Annotated in this window: 22 protein-coding genes; 15 read left to right on the top strand and 7 right to left on the bottom strand. The window is 66.6% G+C overall.

All coding sequences use genetic code 11. The annotated features are described in order from the left end of the window. Nucleotides 1-172: 172 nt before the first annotated feature. Together C7H84_RS25460 and C7H84_RS25465 are read left to right on the top strand one after the other, a co-directional pair. A complete protein-coding gene (locus C7H84_RS25460) occupies nucleotides 173-2,065 on the top strand; it encodes a sugar phosphate isomerase/epimerase and 4-hydroxyphenylpyruvate domain-containing protein (protein WP_121861367.1) in 1,893 nt (630 codons plus the stop codon). Nucleotides 2,066-2,354: 289 nt separating this feature from the next. Then, nucleotides 2,355-2,618 (top strand): hypothetical protein, encoded by a 264-nt coding sequence (locus C7H84_RS25465; RefSeq protein ID WP_121861368.1) that lies wholly within the window; start codon nucleotides 2,355-2,357, stop codon nucleotides 2,616-2,618. 66 nt (nucleotides 2,619-2,684) lie between these two features. Here C7H84_RS25465 and C7H84_RS25470 read toward each other — a convergent pair whose 3' ends face one another. Beyond that, nucleotides 2,685-3,479: an AraC family transcriptional regulator gene (locus C7H84_RS25470; protein WP_121861369.1), complete on the bottom strand. Its 795-nt coding sequence runs from the start codon at nucleotides 3,477-3,479 to the stop codon at nucleotides 2,685-2,687. Nucleotides 3,480-4,136: 657 nt separating this feature from the next. On the opposite strand from C7H84_RS25470, the gene C7H84_RS25480 reads away from it, so the two are divergent. Both C7H84_RS25480 and C7H84_RS25485 read left to right on the top strand, forming a co-directional pair. Next, nucleotides 4,137-5,273, top strand: coding sequence for a branched-chain amino acid ABC transporter substrate-binding protein (locus C7H84_RS25480; protein WP_121861490.1), 1,137 nt, complete (start codon nucleotides 4,137-4,139; stop codon nucleotides 5,271-5,273). A gap of 326 nt (nucleotides 5,274-5,599) precedes the next feature. Next, nucleotides 5,600-6,919 carry an MFS transporter gene (locus C7H84_RS25485; protein ID WP_121861371.1) on the top strand — a complete coding sequence of 440 codons (1,320 nt, stop codon included), beginning with the start codon at nucleotides 5,600-5,602 and terminating at the stop codon, nucleotides 6,917-6,919. A 171-nt stretch (nucleotides 6,920-7,090) separates the two neighbouring features. Here C7H84_RS25485 and C7H84_RS25490 read toward each other — a convergent pair whose 3' ends face one another. The 3 genes from C7H84_RS25490 to C7H84_RS25500 all read right to left on the bottom strand — a co-directional run bounded on the left by C7H84_RS25490 (nucleotide 7,091) and on the right by C7H84_RS25500 (nucleotide 8,690). Continuing rightward, nucleotides 7,091-7,528 (bottom strand): DoxX family protein, encoded by a 438-nt coding sequence (locus C7H84_RS25490; protein ID WP_121861372.1) that lies wholly within the window; start codon nucleotides 7,526-7,528, stop codon nucleotides 7,091-7,093. Nucleotides 7,529-7,754: 226 nt separating this feature from the next. Then, on the bottom strand, nucleotides 7,755-8,210 hold the full coding sequence (locus C7H84_RS25495; protein ID WP_121861373.1) for an RbsD/FucU family protein: 456 nt from the start codon (nucleotides 8,208-8,210) through the stop codon (nucleotides 7,755-7,757). 78 nt (nucleotides 8,211-8,288) lie between these two features. Then, nucleotides 8,289-8,690 carry a nuclear transport factor 2 family protein gene (locus C7H84_RS25500; RefSeq protein WP_121861374.1) on the bottom strand — a complete coding sequence of 134 codons (402 nt, stop codon included), beginning with the start codon at nucleotides 8,688-8,690 and terminating at the stop codon, nucleotides 8,289-8,291. Nucleotides 8,691-8,862: 172 nt separating this feature from the next. Between C7H84_RS25500 and C7H84_RS25505 the strand changes: the two genes are divergently transcribed. Continuing rightward, entirely contained in the window at nucleotides 8,863-9,348 is a 486-nt protein-coding gene (locus tag C7H84_RS25505) for a cysteine hydrolase family protein (protein WP_121861375.1), read from the top strand. Nucleotides 9,349-9,631: 283 nt separating this feature from the next. Here C7H84_RS25505 and garD read toward each other — a convergent pair whose 3' ends face one another. Then, nucleotides 9,632-11,185, bottom strand: a complete 1,554-nt coding sequence (garD, locus tag C7H84_RS25515; RefSeq protein ID WP_121861376.1) for a galactarate dehydratase — start codon at nucleotides 11,183-11,185, stop codon at nucleotides 9,632-9,634. Between the two features lie 229 nt (nucleotides 11,186-11,414). Here garD and kdgD point away from each other — a divergent pair, with 229 nt between their 5' ends. Continuing rightward, a complete protein-coding gene (kdgD, locus tag C7H84_RS25520) occupies nucleotides 11,415-12,329 on the top strand; it encodes a 5-dehydro-4-deoxyglucarate dehydratase (RefSeq protein WP_121861377.1) in 915 nt (304 codons plus the stop codon). A 112-nt stretch (nucleotides 12,330-12,441) separates the two neighbouring features. On the opposite strand, the gene C7H84_RS25525 is transcribed toward kdgD, so the two are convergent. Then, nucleotides 12,442-12,996 (bottom strand): hypothetical protein, encoded by a 555-nt coding sequence (locus C7H84_RS25525; RefSeq protein WP_121861378.1) that lies wholly within the window; start codon nucleotides 12,994-12,996, stop codon nucleotides 12,442-12,444. A 364-nt stretch (nucleotides 12,997-13,360) separates the two neighbouring features. Between C7H84_RS25525 and C7H84_RS25530 the strand changes: the two genes are divergently transcribed. The 8 genes from C7H84_RS25530 (at nucleotide 13,361) to C7H84_RS25565 (ending at nucleotide 19,796) form a co-directional block, all read left to right on the top strand. Then, nucleotides 13,361-13,870 carry a DUF1269 domain-containing protein gene (locus C7H84_RS25530; protein ID WP_121861379.1) on the top strand — a complete coding sequence of 170 codons (510 nt, stop codon included), beginning with the start codon at nucleotides 13,361-13,363 and terminating at the stop codon, nucleotides 13,868-13,870. A gap of 105 nt (nucleotides 13,871-13,975) precedes the next feature. Continuing rightward, nucleotides 13,976-14,488, top strand: a complete 513-nt coding sequence (locus tag C7H84_RS25535) for a hypothetical protein (protein ID WP_121861380.1) — start codon at nucleotides 13,976-13,978, stop codon at nucleotides 14,486-14,488. A gap of 308 nt (nucleotides 14,489-14,796) precedes the next feature. Then, on the top strand, nucleotides 14,797-15,951 hold the full coding sequence (locus C7H84_RS25540; RefSeq protein ID WP_121861381.1) for a c-type cytochrome: 1,155 nt from the start codon (nucleotides 14,797-14,799) through the stop codon (nucleotides 15,949-15,951). Nucleotides 15,952-15,964: 13 nt separating this feature from the next. Beyond that, complete coding sequence (ctaD, locus tag C7H84_RS25545) at nucleotides 15,965-17,719, top strand: cytochrome c oxidase subunit I (RefSeq protein WP_121861382.1); 1,755 nt, start codon at nucleotides 15,965-15,967, stop codon at nucleotides 17,717-17,719. Beyond that, on the top strand, nucleotides 17,716-18,327 hold the full coding sequence (locus C7H84_RS25550) for a cytochrome c oxidase subunit 3 (protein ID WP_121861383.1): 612 nt from the start codon (nucleotides 17,716-17,718) through the stop codon (nucleotides 18,325-18,327). The genes ctaD and C7H84_RS25550 overlap by 4 nt, the downstream gene beginning before the upstream one ends. Then, nucleotides 18,324-19,031 carry a heme-copper oxidase subunit III family protein gene (locus tag C7H84_RS25555; protein ID WP_121861384.1) on the top strand — a complete coding sequence of 236 codons (708 nt, stop codon included), beginning with the start codon at nucleotides 18,324-18,326 and terminating at the stop codon, nucleotides 19,029-19,031. Before C7H84_RS25550 ends, C7H84_RS25555 begins: the two co-directional genes overlap by 4 nt. Before the next feature lie 8 nt (nucleotides 19,032-19,039). After that, the gene (locus C7H84_RS25560; protein WP_121861385.1) at nucleotides 19,040-19,381 is read left to right on the top strand and encodes a cytochrome C oxidase subunit IV family protein; all 342 of its coding nucleotides are present in this window, start codon (nucleotides 19,040-19,042) and stop codon (nucleotides 19,379-19,381) included. Nucleotides 19,382-19,481: 100 nt separating this feature from the next. After that, nucleotides 19,482-19,796 carry a high-potential iron-sulfur protein gene (locus C7H84_RS25565; RefSeq protein ID WP_121861386.1) on the top strand — a complete coding sequence of 105 codons (315 nt, stop codon included), beginning with the start codon at nucleotides 19,482-19,484 and terminating at the stop codon, nucleotides 19,794-19,796. A 66-nt stretch (nucleotides 19,797-19,862) separates the two neighbouring features. Here C7H84_RS25565 and C7H84_RS25570 read toward each other — a convergent pair whose 3' ends face one another. Further along, on the bottom strand, nucleotides 19,863-21,440 hold the full coding sequence (locus C7H84_RS25570) for an aldehyde dehydrogenase (NADP(+)) (RefSeq protein ID WP_121861387.1): 1,578 nt from the start codon (nucleotides 21,438-21,440) through the stop codon (nucleotides 19,863-19,865). 248 nt (nucleotides 21,441-21,688) lie between these two features. Between C7H84_RS25570 and C7H84_RS36965 the strand changes: the two genes are divergently transcribed. Beyond that, on the top strand, nucleotides 21,689-22,147 hold the full coding sequence (locus tag C7H84_RS36965) for a hypothetical protein (protein WP_205611460.1): 459 nt from the start codon (nucleotides 21,689-21,691) through the stop codon (nucleotides 22,145-22,147). The last annotated feature ends 25 nt before the right edge of the window (nucleotides 22,148-22,172 follow it).

A 22,172-nucleotide genomic window follows, 5' to 3' on the forward strand; every position in this document is an offset into this window, starting at 1 on the left:
CTGGCTCGCTGTCTTTCCGGGTTTTCGCTAATTTGTACCATCTAGTTAGTTTGTATAATTCACCTCACTTCCCTAGTAAATTCGGGATATGGTGTCCGCAGGAATTCAACGGGTGGTTCATCCCGACCCGATTCGGCCAACGCCACATCCCGTTCATCAGCAGGATTCGCCCATGCAGCGCTCGATCGCCACGGTGTCACTGTCCGGCACGCTCGCCGAGAAGCTCGCCGCCGTCCAGGCCGCCGGTTTCGACGGTGTCGAAATCTTCGAGAATGACCTCGTGTACTTCGACGGATCGCCCGCCGACGTGCGCCGGATGGCCGCCGATCTCGGCCTCGACATTGTGCTGTTCCAGCCGTTTCGCGACTTCGAGGGCGTAAGCCCGGCGCAGCTCGCGCGCAATCTCGACCGGATCAAGCGCAAGTTCGACGTGATGCATGCGCTCGGCACCGATCGCATCCTCGTCTGCAGCAGTGTGTCGGCCGATACGATCGCCGACGACGCGTTGTTCGTCGATCAGCTCGGCGCACTCGCCGAAGCCGCGCGGCAGGCCGGCGTGGTGGCCGCGTACGAAGCGCTCGCGTGGGGCCGCGTCGTGAAGCGGTACGGCCACGCGTGGCAGCTCGTGAATGCGGTGAACAGCCCGCACCTCGGCCTCGCGCTCGACAGCTTCCATACGCTGTCGCTCGACGACTCGCCGGACGGGATCGCCGATATCCCCGGCGACCGGATCGCGTTCGTGCAGATCGCCGATGCGCCGAAGCTCGCGATGGACGTGCTCGAATGGAGCCGCCACTACCGCTCGTTTCCCGGCCAGGGGGACTTCGACCTCGCGCGCTTCACCGCCCGCGTGATCGAGTCCGGTTATACGGGGCCGCTGTCGCTGGAGATCTTCAACGACGGCTTCCGCGCGGCGCCGACCGCGATCACGTCCGCCGACGGCCACCGCTCGCTGCTCTATCTGGAAGACCTGACACGTGCGCGGCTCGCGCAGGACGGCCATGCGCCCAGGGCCGACCAGCCGCTGTTCGCGCCGCCGGCCCCGCCCGCGCACGTCGGGTTCCAGTTCATCGAATTCGCGGTCGACGCGCAGGCGGCGGCCACCGTCGGCGAATGGCTCGGCCGGATGCAATTCCGGCTCGCGGGACGTCATCGCTCGAAGGACGTGACGCTGTTCCAGCACGGCGCGGCGTCGATCGTGCTGAACGCCGAGCGCGACTCGTTCGCCGATGCGTTCTTCCAGCAGCATGGGTTGTCGCTGTGTGCGTCGGCGTTCCGCGTCGACGACGCGAAAGTGGCGTTCGAACGCGCGGCCGGCTTCGGCTACGCGCCGTTTTCCGGGCGCGTCGGTCCGAACGAGCGCGTGCTGCCGAGCGTGAAGGCGCCGGACGGCAGCCTCGAATACTTCGTCGACGAAGCGCCGAACACGCCGACACTGTATGAATCGGATTTCGTGCTGACCGACGTCGACGGCCCGACCGAGGTCGGCCCGCTGACGGGCATCGACCACGTCTGCCTGGCGCTGCCGGCCGACGCGCTCGATACGTGGATCCTCTTCTTCAAGACCGCCTTCGGCTTCGAGGCCGAGCGCAGCTGGCTCGTGCCCGACCCGTACGGGCTGATGCGCAGCCGCGCGGTGCGCAGCGCGGACGGTTCGGTGCGGATCGCGCTGAACGCGTCGGTCGACCGCCATACGGCCGTCGCCGAATCGCTCGACCGCTATCACGGCACGGGGCTGAACCATGTCGCGTTCCGGACCGACGACATCGTGAAGACGGTCGCCGCGTTCGCGGCCGACGGCGTGCCGTTCCTGCGAATCCCGCCGAACTACTACGACGATCTCGCCGCGCGCTACGCGCTGTCGGACGAACTGATCGACACGCTGAGCGCCCATCATCTGCTGTACGACCGCGACGAAAACGGCGGCGAATTCCTGCACGCGTATACGGAACTGGTCGACAACCGCTTCTCGCTCGAAATCGTCGAGCGGCGCGGCGGCTACGACGGCTACGGCGCGACCAACGCGGCCGTGCGGCTCGCCGCGCAGGCGCAGCGGAGGAAATAACCCAGCGCAGGAATTTCGCTTCGGGGCCGGATCGGTGGAGAAAGTCATGCCAATTCGGCAACGCGCGCTGGTCGGACGCACCATCCCGGGATTTCGCGAGCGGCGCCCCCGTCCGGCAAGGCCCGCAGCTCTGGCCCCGGAGACGGCCGCGCGGCGGGGGTTACATCCCGTAACGCGCGGCGCACTGCAGCATCCTCACCGCTGGCGCGCTTTTAAGAATCGCTTAAGTCTTCGACGGCACCATCCGGAACCAGTAACCCGATGGATATCCCGAAAAAGGAGGACAGCGATGAGCGCCGTAGAAGCACCCGCGGGCCGCCCGGCCGCGCCCCCTGCAAAGAAGACGATGCTGCGCCGTTTGCTCAGCCATCACGAGATCGCGACGCTGCTCGTGCTGCTGCACGCGCCGATCGGTGCGAATGCCAAACCCGAATTGCCCGCGCTGCAGGAAGCCGGCCTCGTCGAGATGATCAAGCTCGACGCCGACAACTCACCGAGCTTCCGCCTGACCGAAGACGGCACGGCCGTCCTGAAAGGCCTCGGCTACCGCTGAGCCGTCCTTCCCCCTCCCGCAACACCCCGCTCATCCCGCCCCGTCGGCCTCGGCCGGCGCGTCGCGTCACCCTCCCCGGTCCTGCAGCATCAGCCGGTATTCGGTCGGCGTCACGCCAACCGTCGCCTTGAACTGGCGCGTGAACGCGCTGTGATCCGTATAACCGCATAGCGCCGCGACGTCAGTCACCTTGTCGTGCGTGACGAGCAGCGCCGTGGCCGCGTCGAGCCGCGTCTTCAGCAGCACCTGGCGCGGCGTCAGGTGAAACACCTTGTGGAAGTAGCGCTCCAGTTGCGCGACCGACATCCCGGCCATCTGCGCGAGCTGCTTCAGGTTCAGCGGCTGCACGTAGTGATCCTGGATGTGCTGGACCACGTCGGCGAGCTTGCTGTAGGCCGGGTGCGAACCCTCGTGCGCCTTCAGGTCGCGCGAGATGCCCGCGAGTCCGACCACCTTGCCGGCCGCGTCGCGCAGCGGCTCCTTGCAGGTCAGGCACCAGCCCGGCTGGCGGCCCGGATACAGATGCAGCTCGAGCTGGTCCATCAGCTGCTGGCCGGCGTTGATCGTCGCCATGTCCTGCTCGAAATAGGTCCGGCCGAAGCGGCGCGGAAACACTTCGTCGGTCGTCTTGCCGAGCAGGTCGCGCTTGTCCTTGTAGCCGCAGCGCATCGCCAGCGTACGGTTGACGAGCGCGTAACGGCCGTTCGCATCCTTCACGAAGAACGCGACGTCGGGCAGTGCGTCGAACACCGGCTCGAGGAGGCGGAAGTGCGCGAGCATCGCGCCGAGATCGGCGTTGTCGGGCTGGTAGCGCAGCGTGTCGGACAGGCTCATGGGCGGTGCTGCAAGGAAAGTCGTCATTCCGGCGTCTGCGAACGGAGTGGCTGATGGCGTCGATTATAGGAGCGCCCTGTGGAACGCGTCGCGGCGGTCGCGGGCAAGCGAACGGGCTGTTCGGCGAACGGCGGCCCGCGCGATGCGCGATCTACCGACGATGATCGGCGCGCAGGCAGCGGCGCATGATGCAATGGTGCGGTTGTGCGCGCAACCACTGCGCCGGCCGCGGGTTCGGGGGCAACGATTTCGCGTCGGCGCGGCGCATGTCGCTGCGCGTCGGTCGGCCAGGTACACGCTGCCTGCGCACGCAGCCCGCGCGAATTCGGCCCGCGCCCCGACCCCGCCATCCTAGAAATGCCGACGTGCCGCGTCTTGGCGCGTTTGCGCATTCTAAATGACGATTTCAGCATATATCAGGGTTATCGACGATATGCCGAAATCGTCGCCGGCCGCGCACCGAACGCGCAAGACGCGGGCTTTTTCGCTACCTAGACTTTGCTCCACGGTCACGAGACGACATCCCGCCATCGCCGCGCACGCCGATTCCGGCACAACCCGAACGGCGCACGGCACGCCCCGCACGGTCTTCACCAAGGCCCGCAACCGATACGTCTCGCCCGGTTTACCGCACCGGCCCGCTGGCCGGCCGCGGCCCAACCATGCCATCAAGGGGAAGTGAAAGTGAAGCTGAAGGTATCGCACGTCGCGCTGGCTGCTGCCTGCGCACTGTCGGGCGCACACGCCATCGCCGCCGACGTCGTCAAGATCGGTTTCGCCGCACCGCTGACGGGGCCGCAGTCGAACTACGGCACGGACATGCAGAAGGGCGTGCAACTCGCGATCGCCGATTTCAACGCGACGCATCCGACGATCGGCGGCAAGCCGGTCACGTTCCAGCTCGATTCGCAGGACGACCAGGCCGACCCGCGCACCGGCACGACCGTCGCGCAGAGGCTGATCGACGACAACGTCAGCGGGGTCATCGGCCACTTCAACTCGGGCACGAGCATTCCGGCGTCCGACCTGTACGATCGCGCCGGGCTGCCGCAGATCTCGATGGCAACGTCGCCGCAATACACGGCGCGCGGCTACAAGACGACCTACCGGCTGCTGACGAGCGACGCGCAGGCCGGCCGCATCGTCGGCACGTATGCGGTGAAGACGCTGCACTTCAAGCGCATCGCGATCATCGACGACCGCACGGCCTACGGCCAGGGCATCGCCGACGAATTCGCGAAAGCCGTGCAGGCCGCGGGCGGCACGATCATCAAGCGCGACTTCACGAACGACAAGGCGCTCGACTTCTCTGCGATCCTGACCAACCTGAAGGGCGTCAATCCCGACGCGATCTTCTACGGCGGCGGCGATGCGCAGTCTTCGCCGATGATCCGCAAGATGCGCCAGCTCGGGATGAAGGCGGCGTTCGTGACCGGCGAGATGTCGCGCTCGCCGACGTTCCTGAAGGTCGGCGGCGACGCGGCCGAAGGCGCGATCGTCTACATGGGCGGGCTGCCGAAGGAAAAGATGCCGGGCTTCGCCGGCTACGCATCGCGCTACAAGGCACGCTTCAATGAAGACGTGATCACCTACTCGCCCTACTCGTACGACGGCACGATCGCGCTGCTCACCGCGATGAAGGACGCGAACTCGACCGATCCGAAGGTCTACACGCCGTATCTCGGCAAGGTGTCGATCAAGGGCGTGTCGGCGCCGAGCATCGCGTACGACACGAAGGGAGACCTGAAGGATGCGCCGGTGACGATCTACAAGGTCGAGCACGGCGCGTTCAAGCCGGTCGACACGATCGCCGGCAACTGATCGGGCAGCGACACGCTGTCCCGCGCGGCGCGGCAAGCGGTACACCCGCCTGCCGCGCCGCGCGCATTTCGCGCTCGACGAAGTCCGAAGCGTTCCTCGGTGCGCCCGCCGCGTGCGTGCATTTTGCGCTCCTGTAGAATCCCCCCACCCGCTTTGACGCTTCGTCTCCGTTGCGCCCCATCCTGGTGCGACGGTGCATGTGACGTGTTCCATCCGATACGCGACACACGCTCGACGACGCAAGCCGCGCCTTGCCAGTCCATGCCGATAGCGGGCCCTGGAGACGCAGCACCGACAACTACATTCGAAAACCGATCGTCCTGACCATGCAAGCTTCCGAATTGAGCGGCGTGCCTCGCGCCGCCGAACGCGCGCTCACGCGCAGCGACTACAAAACCCTTGGCCTTGCCGCACTCGGCGGCGCGCTCGAGTTCTACGACTTCATCATCTTCGTGTTCTTCGCGCCCGCGATCGGACAGCTGTTCTTTCCGCATGACATCCCCGACTGGCTGCGCCAGTTGCAGACGTTCGGCATCTTCGCGGCCGGCTATCTCGCGCGCCCGCTCGGCGGCGTGATCATGGCGCACTTCGGCGACCTGTTCGGCCGCAAGCGGATGTTCACGCTGAGCGTGCTGATGATGTCGGTGCCGACGCTGCTGATGGGCCTGTTGCCGACCTATGACTCGATCGGCATCCTCGCGCCGGTGTTGCTGCTGCTGTTCCGCGTGCTGCAGGGCGCGGCGGTCGGCGGCGAAGTGCCGGGCGCATGGGTGTTCGTGTCCGAGCATGTGCCGTCGCGCCACATCGGCTATGCGTGCGGCACGCTGACCGCGGGCCTGACGGCCGGTATCCTGCTCGGCTCGCTGGTCGCGGCCGGCATCAACAGCCGTTACTCGGGCGCCGAAGTCACCGCGTTCGCGTGGCGCATCCCGTTCCTGCTCGGCGGCGTGTTCGGGCTGTTCTCCGTGTACCTGCGCCGCTGGCTGCACGAGACGCCGGTATTCGCCGAAATGAAGGCGAAGAAGGCGCTCGCGGCCGAGATTCCGCTGAAGGCCGTGCTGCGCGACCACGGCCGTGCGGTGATCGTGTCGATGCTGCTCACGTGGATGCTGTCGGCGGCGATCGTCGTCGTGATCCTGATGACGCCCGCACTGCTGCAGAAGCAGTTCCACCTGACGCCCGCGACCACGCTGTTCGCGAACAGCGTCGCGACGCTGTGCCTGACGGCCGGCTGCATCACCGCCGGCTCGCTGGCGGGCTGGATCGGCGCGAAGCGCGTGCTCGGCATCGGCGGCCTCGGGCTGGCCGCGTGCTACTACCTGCTGTTCGTGCAGGTCGCGGCCGACGCGTCGACGCTGCCGCTGTACTACGGGATCGCCGGCTTCATGGTCGGCACGATCGGCGCGGTGCCGTTCGTGATGGTCCGCAGCTTCCCGGCCGTCGTGCGCTTCTCCGGCATCTCGTTCTCGTACAACGTCGCGTATGCAATCTTCGGCGGCCTCACGCCGGTGATCGTGTCGCTGATGATGAAGTCGAATCCGCTCGCGCCGGTCATGTACGTCGCGGCGATCTGCGTGCTCGGCGCGATCGCCGTGCAGTTCTCGAAGGATGCGAAGGACGCGAACGACCTGAAGGACGCACGCTGAACGTCGGCGCGCTCGCGCCGGCTGGATGAAGCAAGACAAAGGGCCGAATCCCGCTACGTGCGGAATTCGGCCCTTTTGCTTTGCTGCATGCGCGCGGCGCCGTGCGGATGTCGCGTTTCGTTCGGCTCAGGCTTCGTTCAGCTCACGCGTCGTTCGACTCAACCGTTCGACTCAGCGCAGCACGCCGTACGACGAACTCGGCCGGCGCAGCGCATCGATGCTCGCACCGCCCGCGCCCGTCACGAACAGCAGCAGGAAACCGCCGGCGATCGCGATGTTCTTCCAGAAGTGGATCACCATGTCGTGCTGGACCGCGGCGTCGGTCGCGTCCCAGAAGTTGTGGCCGACCATCGCGGTCGCGACCGTATAGACGGCCATCAGCAATGCGAGCGGCTTCACCTTGTAGCCGACGATCAGCAGAAGCGCGCCGAGCGCTTCGATCGTGACGACGATCGGCCCCGTCACCTGCGGATACGGGACGTTCATCCCGTGCAGATAGCCGATGAAATCGCTGTAGCCGAGCAGCTTCATCACGCCGCCCCACAGAAACAACGCCGCCAGCGCCAGGCGCGCGAAAAAAATGACGCCGGAATCGACGGAACGCGTCATGCCTCTCTCCTCGTATGCAAATCGGCCGTCCGCATGGGGCGCGCCCGTGCGGTTGGGGGCCGCGCAACCCTGCGGCGCCCGCGGCAAATGGGCCAGCATAGAGGGTCTTTCCGCGGTGTCCAAGAAAAAGGTTGTAGCAAATCTTTACACTGCGGCGGCAGCACCGGCATGACGGCACCGCGAAAAACGGCGTTCTGGCGAGGCGAAAAAATAACGGGAACCGGCCCTATCTCGCGTCGCTCAACAGCACGCCTTTCTTGAAGATGAAGCACCCGTAGCCGCGCAATTCGCCGGTGACGATCACCGCATATGCCTGCTGCGCGCGCTCGTAGAACGCGAAACGGTCGATGCCCGTGAGCGGCACCGCGCGCCCTTCCGCGCGGTCGATCTCCGCCTGCACCTCGTGCTGCACGGGCGGCACCGCGGCCGGATCGCCGACGACCTCCATCCGCCACGCGGGCGTATCGACGAACGTGTCGAGCGGCAGCACGGACAGTACCGCGCGCGCGACGCGCGCCGAGTCGGCGCCGTCGATGCGCAGCGCGCGGCCGACGACCGTGTGCTCCGCGACGGATTCCGCCGGGAAATTCGCATCGCAGATCGCCACTTCATCTCCGTGGCCCATCGCGCGCAGCGCGTGCAGGATGTCGGCGTGCAGCAGCGGATCGAGGTTCTTCAGCATATGAGCAAGTCTCCGGGATCAGGAACGAACCGCATAACGTTACCCGATCCCGGTGCCGCCGGGTATGCGCGGCTCGCGTCACGACGCCGCGGCCGGCATTTCGTCGATGAAGCCCGTGACCGACTTCAGGCGGCCCGACGCGTCGACGGTGCCGAAATCCGAACCCTTCACGATCGCCGCGCCGTCGGGCGACACGAGCGCCCACGAGAAGCGCAGGTGCTGGCCGAAGCCGTCTACGTCGGTGGTGCGGCGAAAGCGATACGCGGGGAAGCGTTCCCGCACCGCGGCGATCATCGTGTCGATGCCCGCGTGGCCGTCGCCCGCCATCAGCGGGTCGCGATAGGCCGCGTCGCTCGCGTAGGTTGCTTCGATCAGCGCGCGCCGGCGTCCGACATCGGGTTCGTTCCATGCATCGAAATAGCGGTCGATCAGGTCGGCGTGGGCGGACTGGGCGGACTGGGCGGTGTGTGCGGTGTTCATGCGAGGCTCCTGATGGGGATGAGGGGAGGACAGCGTCGCGAAGGCTTCGTGTTCGCGTGACACCATCGTCGCCGGCCTCGCGCCGGCGGTCGATTACGCAAGAGGTAAGCAAATCGCGCCGCCGGCACGCGCGCTAGAATCGACCCGCCCGATCCTCCGGACGCCACCCGTCATGCAGCAAGCCCTCCTGATCGTCGATATCCAGCCGACTTTCGCGCCGCCCGAGTGGCTGGTCGCCCGCGTGCGGGCGCTCGTCGGGCGCCTGCCGACCGTCGCGACGGTCGAGCGTCACGACGAATCGCGCGTGCCGTTCGAGCGCCAGCTCGGCTGGCGCCCGTCCCGCGACGACGACAGCCTGATCGCCGCCGATCGCATCTTCGTCAAGCACGGCTACGGGCCGCCCGTGGAGGTCGTCGAGCACCTGCGTGTGCTGGCGCCGGAACGCGTGCTCGTCTGCGGCATCCAGACCGACACATGCGTGCTCGCGGCCGGCTTCGCGCTGTTCGACGCGGGGCTGCATCCCACGCTGCTCGCGGATCTCACGATCGGCTCGTCGCTCGATCGCAGCGGCGAACTCGGCGTGCGGCTGTGGAAGCATCATTTTGGCCGCGTCGAGTACGCGCATGCGTTGTTCGGTCTGCCGAACGGGGATGCGTAGCGGTAGCCCGCTGCGCCCACCAGCCGCTCGCCGCCGTCCGCCGCTGGGCGCCGACCGTCCACTGCCCACTGCCCACTGCCTACCGCCTACCGCGTCCCGCTCGCCGCTCGCCGCTCGCCGCTCGCCGCTCGCCGCTCGCCGCTCGCCGCTCGCCGCTCGCCGTTCGCCATCCGCAGCTCGCAGCCCGCTGTCCGCTGTCCGCTACCCGCTGCCCACCGCCAGCCGCTTCAACGAAAACGGGCGCCCGAAGGCGCCCGCATCGTCTGCCGTCGCAACCTGCGTATCAGGTCACCGGCGCCGGGTTGAACAGCGTCAGCGCATTCGCGAGCTTCCATTGCTCGGCCCACGTGCGGCGCTTGCCGCTCGCGACGTCGAGCATCAGCCGGAACAGCTCCCAGCCGACGTCCTCGATCGACGCCGCGCCGGTCGCGATCTGCCCCGCGTCGAGATCCATCAGGTCGTGCCAGCGGCGCGCGAGATCGCTGCGCGTCGCGACCTTGATCACCGGCACCTGCGCGAGGCCGTACGGCGTGCCGCGGCCTGTCGTGAAAATGTGCAGGTTCATCCCCGCGGCGAGCTGCAGCGTGCCGCAGATGAAGTCGCTCGCGGGCGTCGCCGCGTACAGCAGCCCCTTCTGCCGCGCGCGGTCGCCGGGACGCACGACGCCGGCGATCGGCGCGCTGCCCGACTTCACGATCGAGCCCATCGCCTTCTCGACGATGTTCGACAGGCCGCCCTTCTTGTTGCCGGGCGTCGTGTTCGCGCTGCGGTCGACGCGGCCGCGCTGCAGGTAGCGGTCGTACCAGTCCATCTCGCGGATGATCTCGCGGGCGACGTCCTCGTTCGCCGCGCGCGACGTGAGCTGCGCGACGCCGTCGCGCACTTCGGTCACTTCCGAGAACATGATCGTCGCGCCCGCGCGCACCAGCAGGTCGGCCGCGAAGCCGACCGCCGGGTTCGCGGTCAAGCCTGAAAACGCGTCGCTGCCGCCGCACTGCACGCCGACGACGAGATCCGACGCCGGGCAGGTCTCGCGACGGCGGCGGTTCAGCCGTTCGAGATGCGATTCGGCCATCTTCATGATCGAGTCGATCATCGAGTTGAAGCCGACGTGCGCGGCATCCTGCAGGCACACGACGCCGCCGTTGTCCGTCGCGCCGTCGGCCGTGACCGGAATCGATCCGGGCGGCAGCAGGCGCTCGGGCTGCAGCTTTTCGCAGCCGAGGCTCACCGTCATCACTTCGCCGCCGAAGTTCGGGTTCAGGCTGATGTTGCGCAGCGTGCGAATCGGGATGTCCGCATCGGGCGCGTCGATCGCGACGCCGCAGCCGTACGTGTGCTCGAGCCCGACGACGTCGTCGACGTTCGGGTAACGCGGCAGCAGTTCTTCCTTGATCCGCTTCACCGCATGCTCGACGACGCCCGACACGCACTGCACGGTGGTCGTGATCGCGAGGATGTTGCGCGTGCCGACCGAGCCGTCCGCATTGCGGAAGCCCTCGAACGTATAGCCTTCGAGCGGCGCCAGCGCGGGCGCGGCCCGCGTGGCGAGCGGCAGGTCGTCGAGGCCGGGCGGCGCGGGCATGCGCATCGTGCGCTCGTTGACCCAGCTGCCACGGCGCAGCTCGGTGAGCGCATAGCCGATCACGACGTTGTAGCGGACGATCGGGTCGCCGGCCGCGAGGTCGACCAACGCGACCTTGTGACCTTGCGGGACGCCTTCGCGCAACGTCAGGCCGTCGGCGAAGGTCGCACCCTCGGGCAGGCCGCCGTCGTTGACGACGATCGCGACGTTGTCGTCGGGATGCACGCGGATATAGAGAGGGGAAGCAGTCATCGGAATTCCTGGAGGCTACCGGCCAAATCGTTAGTCATCATACGACACTCAACACCAACCCGTGATGCTGAGTAAACCCTTATCCGGAAAGACTCTACCCTTGTCCCGCCAGCAAACCGCTTGCGCCGCTCATTCTTGCGTTGTACGATGACATACAACGACATCGCCAATATGGCTCGGATGCCGTACCCGACGAACCCAGCACTCGCGCTAGACGGACGACTCAACCATGACTTCACCGCAAGAACTCAAACAGATCATCTCCCACGGCCTGCTGTCGTTTCCGCTGACGGACTTCGACGCTGCCGGCAACTTCCGTCCGGCCACCTATGCGGAGCGCCTCGAATGGCTTGCGCCGTATGGCGCGACCGCACTGTTCGCCGCCGGCGGCACCGGTGAGTTCTTCTCGCTCACGCAGCGCGAGTATTCGGACGTGATCCGCGTCGCGACGGAAACCTGCAAGGGCAAGGTGCCGATCCTGGCCGGCGCCGGCGGCGCGACGCGCGTCGCGATCGAATATGCCCAGGAAGCCGAGCGCCTCGGCGCGAGCGGTGTGCTGCTGATGCCGCACTACCTGACCGAAGCCAGCCAGGAAGGGATCGCCGAGCACGTCGAGCAGGTGTGCCGCGCGCTGAAGATCGGCGTCGTGGTGTACAACCGCGCGAATTCGAAGCTGAACGCCGACATGCTCGAGCGCCTCGCCGATCGTTGCCCGAACCTGATCGGCTTCAAGGACGGTGTCGGCGAAATCGAGAGCATGGTCACGATCCGCCGCCGCCTCGGCGACCGCTTCGCGTACCTCGGCGGCCTGCCGACGGCCGAAGTCTACGCAGCCGCATACAAGGCGCTCGGCGTGCCGGTGTACTCGTCGGCCGTGTTCAACTTCATCCCGAAGACGGCGATGGCATTCTACGAAGCGATCGCGAAGGACGACCACGCCACGGTCGGCCGCCTGATCGACGAGTTCTTCCTGCCGTACCTGCAGATCCGCAACCGCCGCGCCGGCTACGCGGTCAGCATCGTGAAGGCGGGCGCGAAGCTCGTCGGCCACGACGCGGGCCCGGTGCGCGCACCGCTGATCGACCTCACCGACGCCGAATTGGCCGAGCTCGACGTGCTGATCAAGAAGATGGGCCCGCAGTAAGCCGGCTTCGCCGGCGGCGCGCGCGGCCTGCAGCGGCGCCGCGGCCGCGCCCTGCTTCGTATCCGTATCACGCGATGGCCGCGCGGCTCGACGAGCCGGCGCGGCCATTCCATTACATCTGCGCGAGCGCGCCGATGATCCGCTGGCGCACGCCCGTGAGCGTGCGCTGCGTCTCGTCGATCCCCTTGCGCGCCGCGAGCGGCCGGCCGCGCGCCGGCGACTCGGCGCCCACGATCTGCTCCAGCACGTCGCGATCGACGACCGCATCGAAGAAGCGCCCGACCGTGAATATCGCGTACTGCTTCGCGGTCGCGAGATGCGTGTTGGCCTGCGCGAGCGCTTCGGCGCGCTGCGCACCGTTCGGCCCGTCGATGCCGCGGCGATGCTTCAGCGCGAACACCACCGCCTCCATGTCGTACTTGAAGCGCTCGACGGCCCTGCCGAAAATCAACGAATGCGGATCGGAGCCCGCGACGGGCCGCCCCTGATTGATCGTCACGTCGAATTCGCTGCCGCCCAGCTCGCGCTGCAGCGCAAACAGCGCGTCGGCCAGCACGCGCCCTTCGCTGTATTCGCCGATCTGGGTACGGACCGATTTCGCGACGTCGCCGATCGTTTTCCACAACCCTGCCGCGAACAGGTGGTCGCCACGCTTGCTGATATTCATCGGATGGTTCCTTGTTGGTCTTGTGATCTCTCAGGCTCGCCTGCGGGCCGCACGGCCCGAGGCTTCGCTACTGTAGGAGAAATTCGGCGCGCCGGGAAGGCAACGGCGACGATGCGCGCCGCAAGCATCGGCGCGGGTCGGAGCGGGGCGGCGTGCGCTGGTTGCGCGCGCAAGTGCGCGGCGACTCGCGGGCTCGACGGCACTGAACCCGGCATGGGGACCCCGTTCCGCGCGCTCGATGCGAGGCGACTGCCCCCGGGGACGGTAAAAGCACCTACGCGTGCACGTACCGCGCGGCCGATGCTGCTGACATAGAATAAAAAATACTTCCGTCAGAACGAGTTGGCGGAAAAAGGAGGCTGGCATGAGACGCCTTTATTTCCTCGTACCCGATACCCAGATGGCGAAAGCTATCGTCGACGACTTGCTGCGCGCGCGCATCATCTGGCGCCATATCCACGTCCTCGCCAATCACAGCGTCACACTTGATCAGTTGCCCGAAGCGTCACTGCTGCAAAGCAGCGATGTCGTGCACGCGCTCGAGCGCGGCGTGGCACTCGGCGGCGCAACGGGCGCGCTTATCGGCCTCGTCGCGCTGGTGTTTCCCCCTGCGGAACTCGTGATCGCGGGCGGCGCCGTCGTCGCATTGACGGTGGCGGGAGCGGGCTTCGGGGCGTGGACGGCCGCGATGATCGGCATCGCCGAGCCGAACGCGCGACTCCAGCGATTTCGAGAAGCGATCCAGGAAGGCCAGATTCTGATCATGGCCGACGTGCCGGCATTACGAGAGCAGGAAATCGAGCAGATGATCGCCGAACATTTTCCGAAGGCGGATCTGGAAGGCGCCGATCCTACGACACCGGCCTTCCCCTGACACTCTAAAACCGGCATGCACGGCACCTGAGGCTGTCTCTACATCGAGCGTGCTGCGTCGGGCCAGTGCGAAATCGGCACCAGTCCACGCAGGAGAGGAGGTCGTATGGAACTGCACATTCAATCACACCATTGGCAGCGGCGCACGCCCGACTGGCTCGCTGCTGCGGTGGCCGGTCTCGCGGGTGGCGCCCTGGTGATCGTGCTCGAATTCTTCTGGTCGACCATGGTGATCGACGAAAGCCCGTGGCAGCCGACCCACAAGATCGCGGCAATGGTGATGGGCCGCAGTGCACTCGAACACATGTCGGTTTTCAGCTTTGGCATCGTGGGAACGGCGCTGGTACTGCACTACGTGTTCGGCGCCATCATGGGGATGATTCTCGCCGCGATCATGGCCCCGTTCCGCTTCGATTCGAGCGTGGGCATGGAGGCCGTCATCGGGCTGGCTTTCGGGATCGTCGCGTATGTGTGGAACTTCCATGTGATGACTGCCGTGTTCCCATGGTTCATCTCGGAGCGCGGTTCCGGACCGTTGTTGGCAAACCTGCTGTTCGGTGTGGTCACTGCCGTCGTCTACGGCATGCTTGAACGACGCAAGCAGAGCGAGATGCACTGACACGGCTTGTTCCCGCCGCGCGAGACGGCCGCCTCGTCAATCATGCTGGAGGCGGCTGTTTTGCATTTTCATCGCGGCAAGCGACGCGTCCGTTCGGCCGATGCGCATGGGGGGCGTGCTTCCCCTCACTGCCTTGCACGATGCAGATGAGAGAACTACCTTTGCTTAAGAGCCGCTCGCGACGCTCGGCCAATCGGTCCCGGCAGAGAGTGCCGGCAAAAAAACAAGACGAAGTACGGCACGGCGGCACAACGACGCCAGGAGCGCTTGTCGGCGGCCCCGGCGAGTGACATGCGGCGAGGCGGCTTATGACGCTTGCGATTGCCCTGATCCTGATCGTCATCTTGGCGGTGGGGTTCCACTTTGCCAGCCCCTGGGGGATCACGCCGATCGCGTCGAACTGGGTGCGCATGGACGACATGCTGACGATCACGATCGTCATTACCGGCGCTTTCTTCATCGCGATCAACCTGTTCGTCGTGCTCGCACTGGTGCGCTACCGCCACCGCGGCGGGCATCGCGCGGCCTACGAGCCCCACAACAGACGGCTGGAATGGTGGCTGATCGGCCTGACCGCCGTCGGCGTGGCGGCGTTGCTGGCACCTGGCCTCTTCGTCTATGCGGACTACATCCAGCCGCCGCGCGACGTGCTGCGGATGGAAGTGGTCGGCCAGCAATGGCAATGGCGCTTCCGCTTCGCCGGCCCCGGCGGCAAGCTGGGCACGACGGACGTGCGCTATATCAGCACCGACAACCCCTTCGGCCTGAACCCCGCCGACCCCAACGGCCGTGACAATTACCTGATCGAGACGCCCGAGGTACACCTGCCGCTCAACCGGCCGATCCAGGTCCTGGCCCGCTCGCGCGACGTGCTGCACGACTTCTATGTACCGCCGTTCCGTGCACGCATGAACATGGTGCCCGGCATGGTGACGACCTTCTGGTTCACGCCGACCAAGGCGGGGCGTTACGACATCCTGTGCGCGCAGCTTTGCGGTATCGGGCACGCCAGCATGCGCGGCGTGGTGGTGGTGGAAGACGAAGCATCGTTCTCGCGCTGGCTGGCGCAGCAAAGCACGTTCGCGCAGCAGCAGCAGGCCAGGGTGCAGGCCGCGGCGGGCACGGCAGGCGGCAGCGCGCAGGCGCTGGCTGACCAGGGCAAGGCGCTCGCGGCGGCCAAGGGTTGTCTCGCCTGCCATACCGTGGACGGCACTCCACGCGTCGGCCCGACCTGGAAGGGCCTGTACGGCAAGACCGAAACGATGGCCGACGGCAGCACCGCGAAAGTGGACGAAGCCTATCTGCGCGCGTTCATCCGCAACCCGACGGCCCGCGTCGTGAAGGGCTACGCACCGATCATGCCGCATTTCGACCTGAGCGAGCAGGAGCTGACCGCGCTGGTGACCTACATCGAATCGCAACGCGGCCCGGCCGCCAGCAGCGCGGCCAACTCGCAGCCCTAGCGGAGCAGACGCCATGACCTACACGCACCCCGATCACGCCCCGCACAGCTTCTGGACTCGCTATGTCTGGAGCCAGGACCACAAGGTCATCGCCGTGCAGTATTCGCTGACGGCCATCGCCATCGGCCTGGTCGGCCTCGTATTGTCGGACCTGATGCGGTTGCAGCTCGGCTTTCCCGGCAAGTTCAGTTTCATCGACGCCAACCATTACTACCAGTTCGTCACCATGCACGGGATGATCATGGTGATCTACCTGCTGACGGCGCTGTTTCTCGGCGGCTTCGGCAACTACCTGATCCCGCTGATGCTGGGCGCGCGCGACATGGTGTTCCCGTTTCTCAACATGCTGAGCTTCTGGGTCTACCTGCTGGCCGTGCTGGTGCTGGTGGCGAGCTTCTTCGTGCCGGGCGGGCCGACTGGCGCCGGCTGGACGCTGTATCCGCCGCAGGCCATCCTGCCGGGCACGCCGGGCGTGGAATGGGGCATCGTGCTGATGCTGGTGTCGCTGGCGATCTTCATCGTCGCGGCCACGATGGGCGGCCTGAATTACGTCACCACCACGCTGCAGGCGCGCACGCGCGGCATGACGCTCATGCGCATGCCGCTCACGGTGTGGGGCATCTTCGTCGCGACCATCCTGGCGCTGCTGGCGTTTCCGGCGCTGTTCGTGTCGGCGGTGATGATGCTGCTCGACAGGACGCTCGGCACCAGCTTCTTCATGCCGGCCGTGGTGTCGATGGGGCAGACGCTCAAGCATGCCGGCGGCAGCCCGCTGCTGTTCCAGCACTTGTTCTGGTTCTTCGGGCATCCGGAGGTCTACATCGTCGCGCTGCCGGCCTTCGGCATCGTGTCGGATCTCATCAGCACGCATGCGCGCAAGAACATCTTCGGCTACAGGATGATGGTGTGGGCCATCGTCATCATCGGCGCACTGAGCTTCGTGGTCTGGGCGCACCACATGTTCATCTCCGGCATGAATCCGTACTTCGGCTTCTTCTTCGCCACCACCACGCTCGTCATCGCCGTCCCGACCGCCGTCAAGGTCTACAACTGGGTGCTGACGCTGTGGCGCGGCGACATCCACCTGACCGTGCCGATGCTGTTCGCGATCGGCTTCATCAGCACCTTCGTGCTGGGCGGGCTGACCGGCCTCTACCTCGGCAACGTGAGCGTGGACATTCCGCTGTCGAATACGTACTTCGTGGTGGCGCACTTCCATATGGTGATGGCCGTGTCGCCGATCCTGGTGGTGTTCGGCGGCATCTACCACTGGTATCCGAAGGTAACGGGCCGCATGCTCGACGACAGGCTCGGGCGCGCGCACTTCTGGGCCACCTTCCTCGGCACCTATGCGATCTACTTCCCGATGCACTATCTCGGCCTCATGGGCATGCCGCGGCGGTATTACGCGTATGAGGGCTACAGCTTCATTCCCCATTCGGCGCAAACGCTCAACGCGTTCATCACCGTCGTTGCGCTGATCGTCGCGGTCGCGCAGTTGCTGTTCCTCTACAACCTGGCGTGGAGCCTCGTGCGCGGCAAGCGTGCCGACGGCAACCCGTGGCGGGCCACCACGCTGGAATGGCAGACGCCGCAAACGCCGCCCGCGCACGGCAACTGGGGCGCCGAGCTGCCCGTCGTCTATCGCTGGGCATACGAATACAGCCCGCCGGGGCGCGAGGAAGACTTCGTCCCGCAAAACCAGCCGCCCGAGACAGTGCCTGAACCGGCCCGCCCGACGCTGCAACCCGGCGAGGTGCGCGAATGACCACGCTGCCACGCCCCTTCGTTCCCGACCCGCGCCCGGTCGTGCCGAGTGCGAGCCGCACCGGCCTGTTCGTCTTCATGGCGGTGGCGACGGCGTTGTTTTCATTGCTGCTGCTCGCCTACGGCATGCGCATGCGCGAGCCCGACTGGCAGCCGATCCCGCATCCGGCGCTGTTGTGGTGGAACACCGGCGCGCTGGTGCTGGCGAGCATCGCCATGCAGCGTGCGCGGCAGATGACCCTGCACCGCGCGGCGTGGCTGGCGGCCGGCGGCGTGCTGGCGGCCGTGTTCGTGATCGGGCAACTGATCGCATGGCGCATGCTGGCGGCGGCCGGGCAGACCGTCGCCGTCAATCCTTCCAACAGCTTTCTCTACCTGCTCACCGGCCTGCACGGCATGCACGTGCTGGGCGGGCTCGCGGCGTGGGCGTCGACGATCGCGCATCTGCGGCGCGCTGACCCGTTCCGGGCCCAGCGGGCCATCACGCTGTGCGCGATGTACTGGCATTTCCTGCTGGCTGTCTGGCTCGTGCTGCTGGCGGCGATGTCGTGGCTCACCCCCGGGATCGTCGCCGCCATCTGCGGGCCGTTGTATGGAGCCGCGCCATGACCTCGCCCACGCTCCCCCCCGAGTCCGCCGCGCCCGCAGCCACCGATGCCGGGCCCGACGGCTGGCACGGCATCGTCACCGACTGGTCGGCCGACCGCGCCGCCTTCAAGGTGCCGTGGGGCAAGGCGATGATGTGGATCTTCCTGCTGTCGGACACCTTCGTCTTCAGCAGCTTCCTGATCGGCTACATGACGGTGCGCATGTCGACCACCGTGCCGTGGCCCGATCCTTCCCGGGTGTTCGGGCTCACCGTGGGCGGCGTGGAAGTGCCGCTGCTGCTGATCGCGATCATGACGTTCACGCTGATCACCAGCAGCGGCACCATGGCGATGGCCGTCAATTTCGGCTACCGGCGTGACGCAAGGCGCGCCGCCGCCCTGTTGCTGGCGACCGCGCTGCTGGGCGCGACCTTCGTGTCGATGCAGGCCTTCGAATGGACCAAGCTGATCGCCCATGAAGGCATCCGCCCGTGGGGCAACCCGCTCGGCGCCGCGCAGTTTGGCGCGTGCTTCTTCATGATTACCGGCTTCCACGGCTTTCACGTGACCTGCGGCGTGATCTACCTGCTGCTGATCGCGCGCAAGATCCTCCGGCCGGGGTTCGTCGAGCACGGCAACTTCCAGATCGTCGAGATTGCCGGCTTGTACTGGCACTTCGTCGACCTGGTGTGGGTGTTCATCTTTGCGCTGTTCTATTTGTGGTGAGGCAGATCATGGACCACACCGACTCCGCCCCTCGACCCGACGCCGCGCACGGCCAGCAGCATCCGATCGGTCTCTATCTGAAGATCTGGGGCCTGCTGTTCGTGTTGAGCACGATGTCGTACCTGGTCGATTACTTCCATGTGCACGGCCTGCTGCGCTGGACGCTGATCGTCGTGTTCATGATCGCCAAGGCCGGGCTGATCGTGTCGATTTTCATGCACATGATGTGGGAGCGGCTGGCGCTGGTGTACGCGATCCTGATACCGCCTCTGTGCCTGCTGGTGCTCATGGTGCTGATGGCCGCCGAAGCGCATCACACTTTCGGCATGCGCACGCTCTTCTTCCACTGATCCCCTGTGCCGCCCGCTTCATCCGGCGACGCATGCGTCGCATCACGACGGGCCGGATGACGTCGGGCAATCCATTCACGCAAACATGAAGGAGAACGCCATGAAGTTTTCACGCCGACGTTTCATTACGGCCACCACCGCTCTGGTATCCGCGCTGTCCTTGGGACGCCGCGCGGCGTCGGCAGAGACCGGGGTCGTGCAGGAATCCGATGCAAACGCCCAGGCCCTCGGTTACAAGACGGATGCAAGCCGGGTCGACCATGCGAAGTTCCCGCAATTTCAGGCGGGCCAGGCCTGTGCGAACTGCCAGTTCTTCCAGGGCAAGCCCGGCGCCGCAATGGCACCGTGCGCCATTTTCAGCGGCAAGCAGGTCAATGCAAAAGGCTGGTGCAGCGCCTACGCGAAAAAGGCGTAGCGGGGACGGCGTGACGGCGACTCCTTCAGCCGCCGAAACGATACGTTCCGCCGTCCCGCCCCGTCATTACTCCGCCTTCCCGTCCCGCAGCCGCGGAATCGCGAGCGGATTGCCTTCCTGCAGCCCTTCGGGCAGCAGATCGTCCGGGAAGTCCTGATAGCACACCGGCCGCAGGAAACGCTCGATCGCGGTCGCACCGACCGACGTGACGGCCGGGTTCGACGTCGCGGGGAACGGGCCGCCGTGCACCATCGCATCGCACACCTCGACGCCGGTCGGGTAACCGTTGACCAGCAGGCGCCCGGCCTTGCGTTCCAGGATCGGCAGCAGCCGGCGCGCGAGCGGCTTGTCGTCGGCGTCGATTTGCAGCGTGGCCGTCAACTGGCCCTCGAGCGCGTCGAGCACGCGTGCGACTTCGTCGAGATCGCGGCAGCGCACGATCAGCGACGCCGGTCCGAACACCTCATGGCTGAACGCCGGCTCGGACAGGAACGCCTGCGCCGCGACTTCGTACAGCGCGCCGCCCGCCTGGCAGTCGGTCTGCGCCGCTTCGCCCGCGCCGATTTCGCGCACGCCCGGCAGTTCGGCCAGCGTGCGGCGGCCATTGCGGTACGCATCGGCGATGCCGCGCGTCAGCATCACGCCGGCCGGTTTCTTCGCGAGCGCCTGCGCGGCGACGGATTCGAAGCGGTCGAGATCGGGACCGTCGACGGCCAGCACGAGGCCCGGGTTCGTGCAGAACTGGCCGGTGCCGAGCGTCAGCGAATCGACGAAGCCAGTCGCGATCGCGTCGCCGCGCGCGGCCAGCGCGGCCGGGAACAGCACGACCGGGTTGATGCTGCTCATTTCCGCATAGACGGGAATCGGCTGCGGACGCGCGTTCGCGAGCTGCACGAGCGCCATGCCGCCCTGCCGCGACCCGGTGAAGCCGACGGCCTGGATCGCCGGATGGCTGACGAGCGCCGCGCCGATCACGCGGCCGGGGCCGATCAGCAGCGAGAACACGCCGGCCGGCATCCCGCATTTCGCCACCGCCGCGCGGATCGCGCGACCGACCAGCTCGGACGTGCCGAGGTGCGCTTCATGCGCCTTCACGATCACCGGGCAGCCGGCCGCCAGCGCCGACGCGGTGTCGCCGCCGGCCACCGAGAACGCGAGCGGGAAGTTGCTCGCGCCGAACACGACGACAGGCCCGAGCCCGATTTTCTGCAGCCGCAGGTCCGAGCGCGGCAGCGGCGTGCGCCCGGGCTGCGCGGGATCGATCGACGCGGCGAGGAAGCGCCCGTCGCGCACGACGCGCGCGAACAGCCGCAGCTGGCCGACCGTGCGGCCGCGCTCGCCCTGCAGCCGCGCGACGGGCAGGCCCGTTTCGGCGTGCGCGCGTTCGATCAGCGCGTCGCCGAGCGCGACGATTTCATCGGCGATCGTTTCGAGAAACGTGGCGCGGGCCGCGAGCGGCTGTGCGCGGTATGCGTCGAATGCGTCGCGCGCCAGCTCGCACGCGCGCTCGACGTCGGCTTGCGTCCCGACGCCGAAGGCCGGCGCATCGATCGGCGCGCCTTTCGTCGGGTCGAACGCGCGCAAGGTACCGGCCGAGCCGGCCACCGCGTCGGCGCCGATCAGCATCTGTCCAGTCAGTTGCATGGGGTGTGCTCCGTGGTTCGGGAATGGTTTGCTCATTGTAGCCGAACACATACGATGTCTGCCGACGACATTGCGATTTTCGCCGGCTAACCACCCAGCATGGCCGGCGGCCTCAAGGCCTTATCTGATCGGCCTATTCAAGACATTTGTACGTTTCCACGTCATCCTTCAAAGGGAAAACCCGAGGTTTCTGCGACACATCATTAGCCATGAACTTTTGGTCATGTTATACGACGACGTACATTAAAGTGTCCAATCAGACCACTCCTCGCGATCTTCCGATCGAACTCGCCGGCAGCGCCCGCCGCACCGCCGTGCGCAAGATCCCGATCGTCGGCGGGATGCTGCTGTCGATGGTCATCATCGGCTGCAACTACGTCGACAGCGAAGTGCTGGTGATCGCGCTGATGGCCGTGTCGTTCTTCGGCAAGGGGATCGGCTCGCTCGGCTGCGTCATCGCGACGCGTAAGCTTCGGCGGAAAGGGAAGGCAGAAGACGACGGCGGCCGCGCAAACGGCCGCCGTTTCGCATCAGGCCGCGGAATGCGCGACGTGCAGCATGTCGTGCACGCCGCACGCGTCAGCGCGCGGATTGCCATCACGATCGGCAGCCGGGCTCGGCCGGTACACGAACGCCATCGAACGGCAACAGCGGGATCAGGTCGAGCGGCGCCTCGCGTCGACCCGGAATGCTTACCTCACAGGTAATGCCCGGCGCGCACAGGATTGCCTA

The organism is Burkholderia sp. Nafp2/4-1b (assembly GCF_003635165.1).
Lineage (GTDB): Bacteria > Pseudomonadota > Gammaproteobacteria > Burkholderiales > Burkholderiaceae > Burkholderia.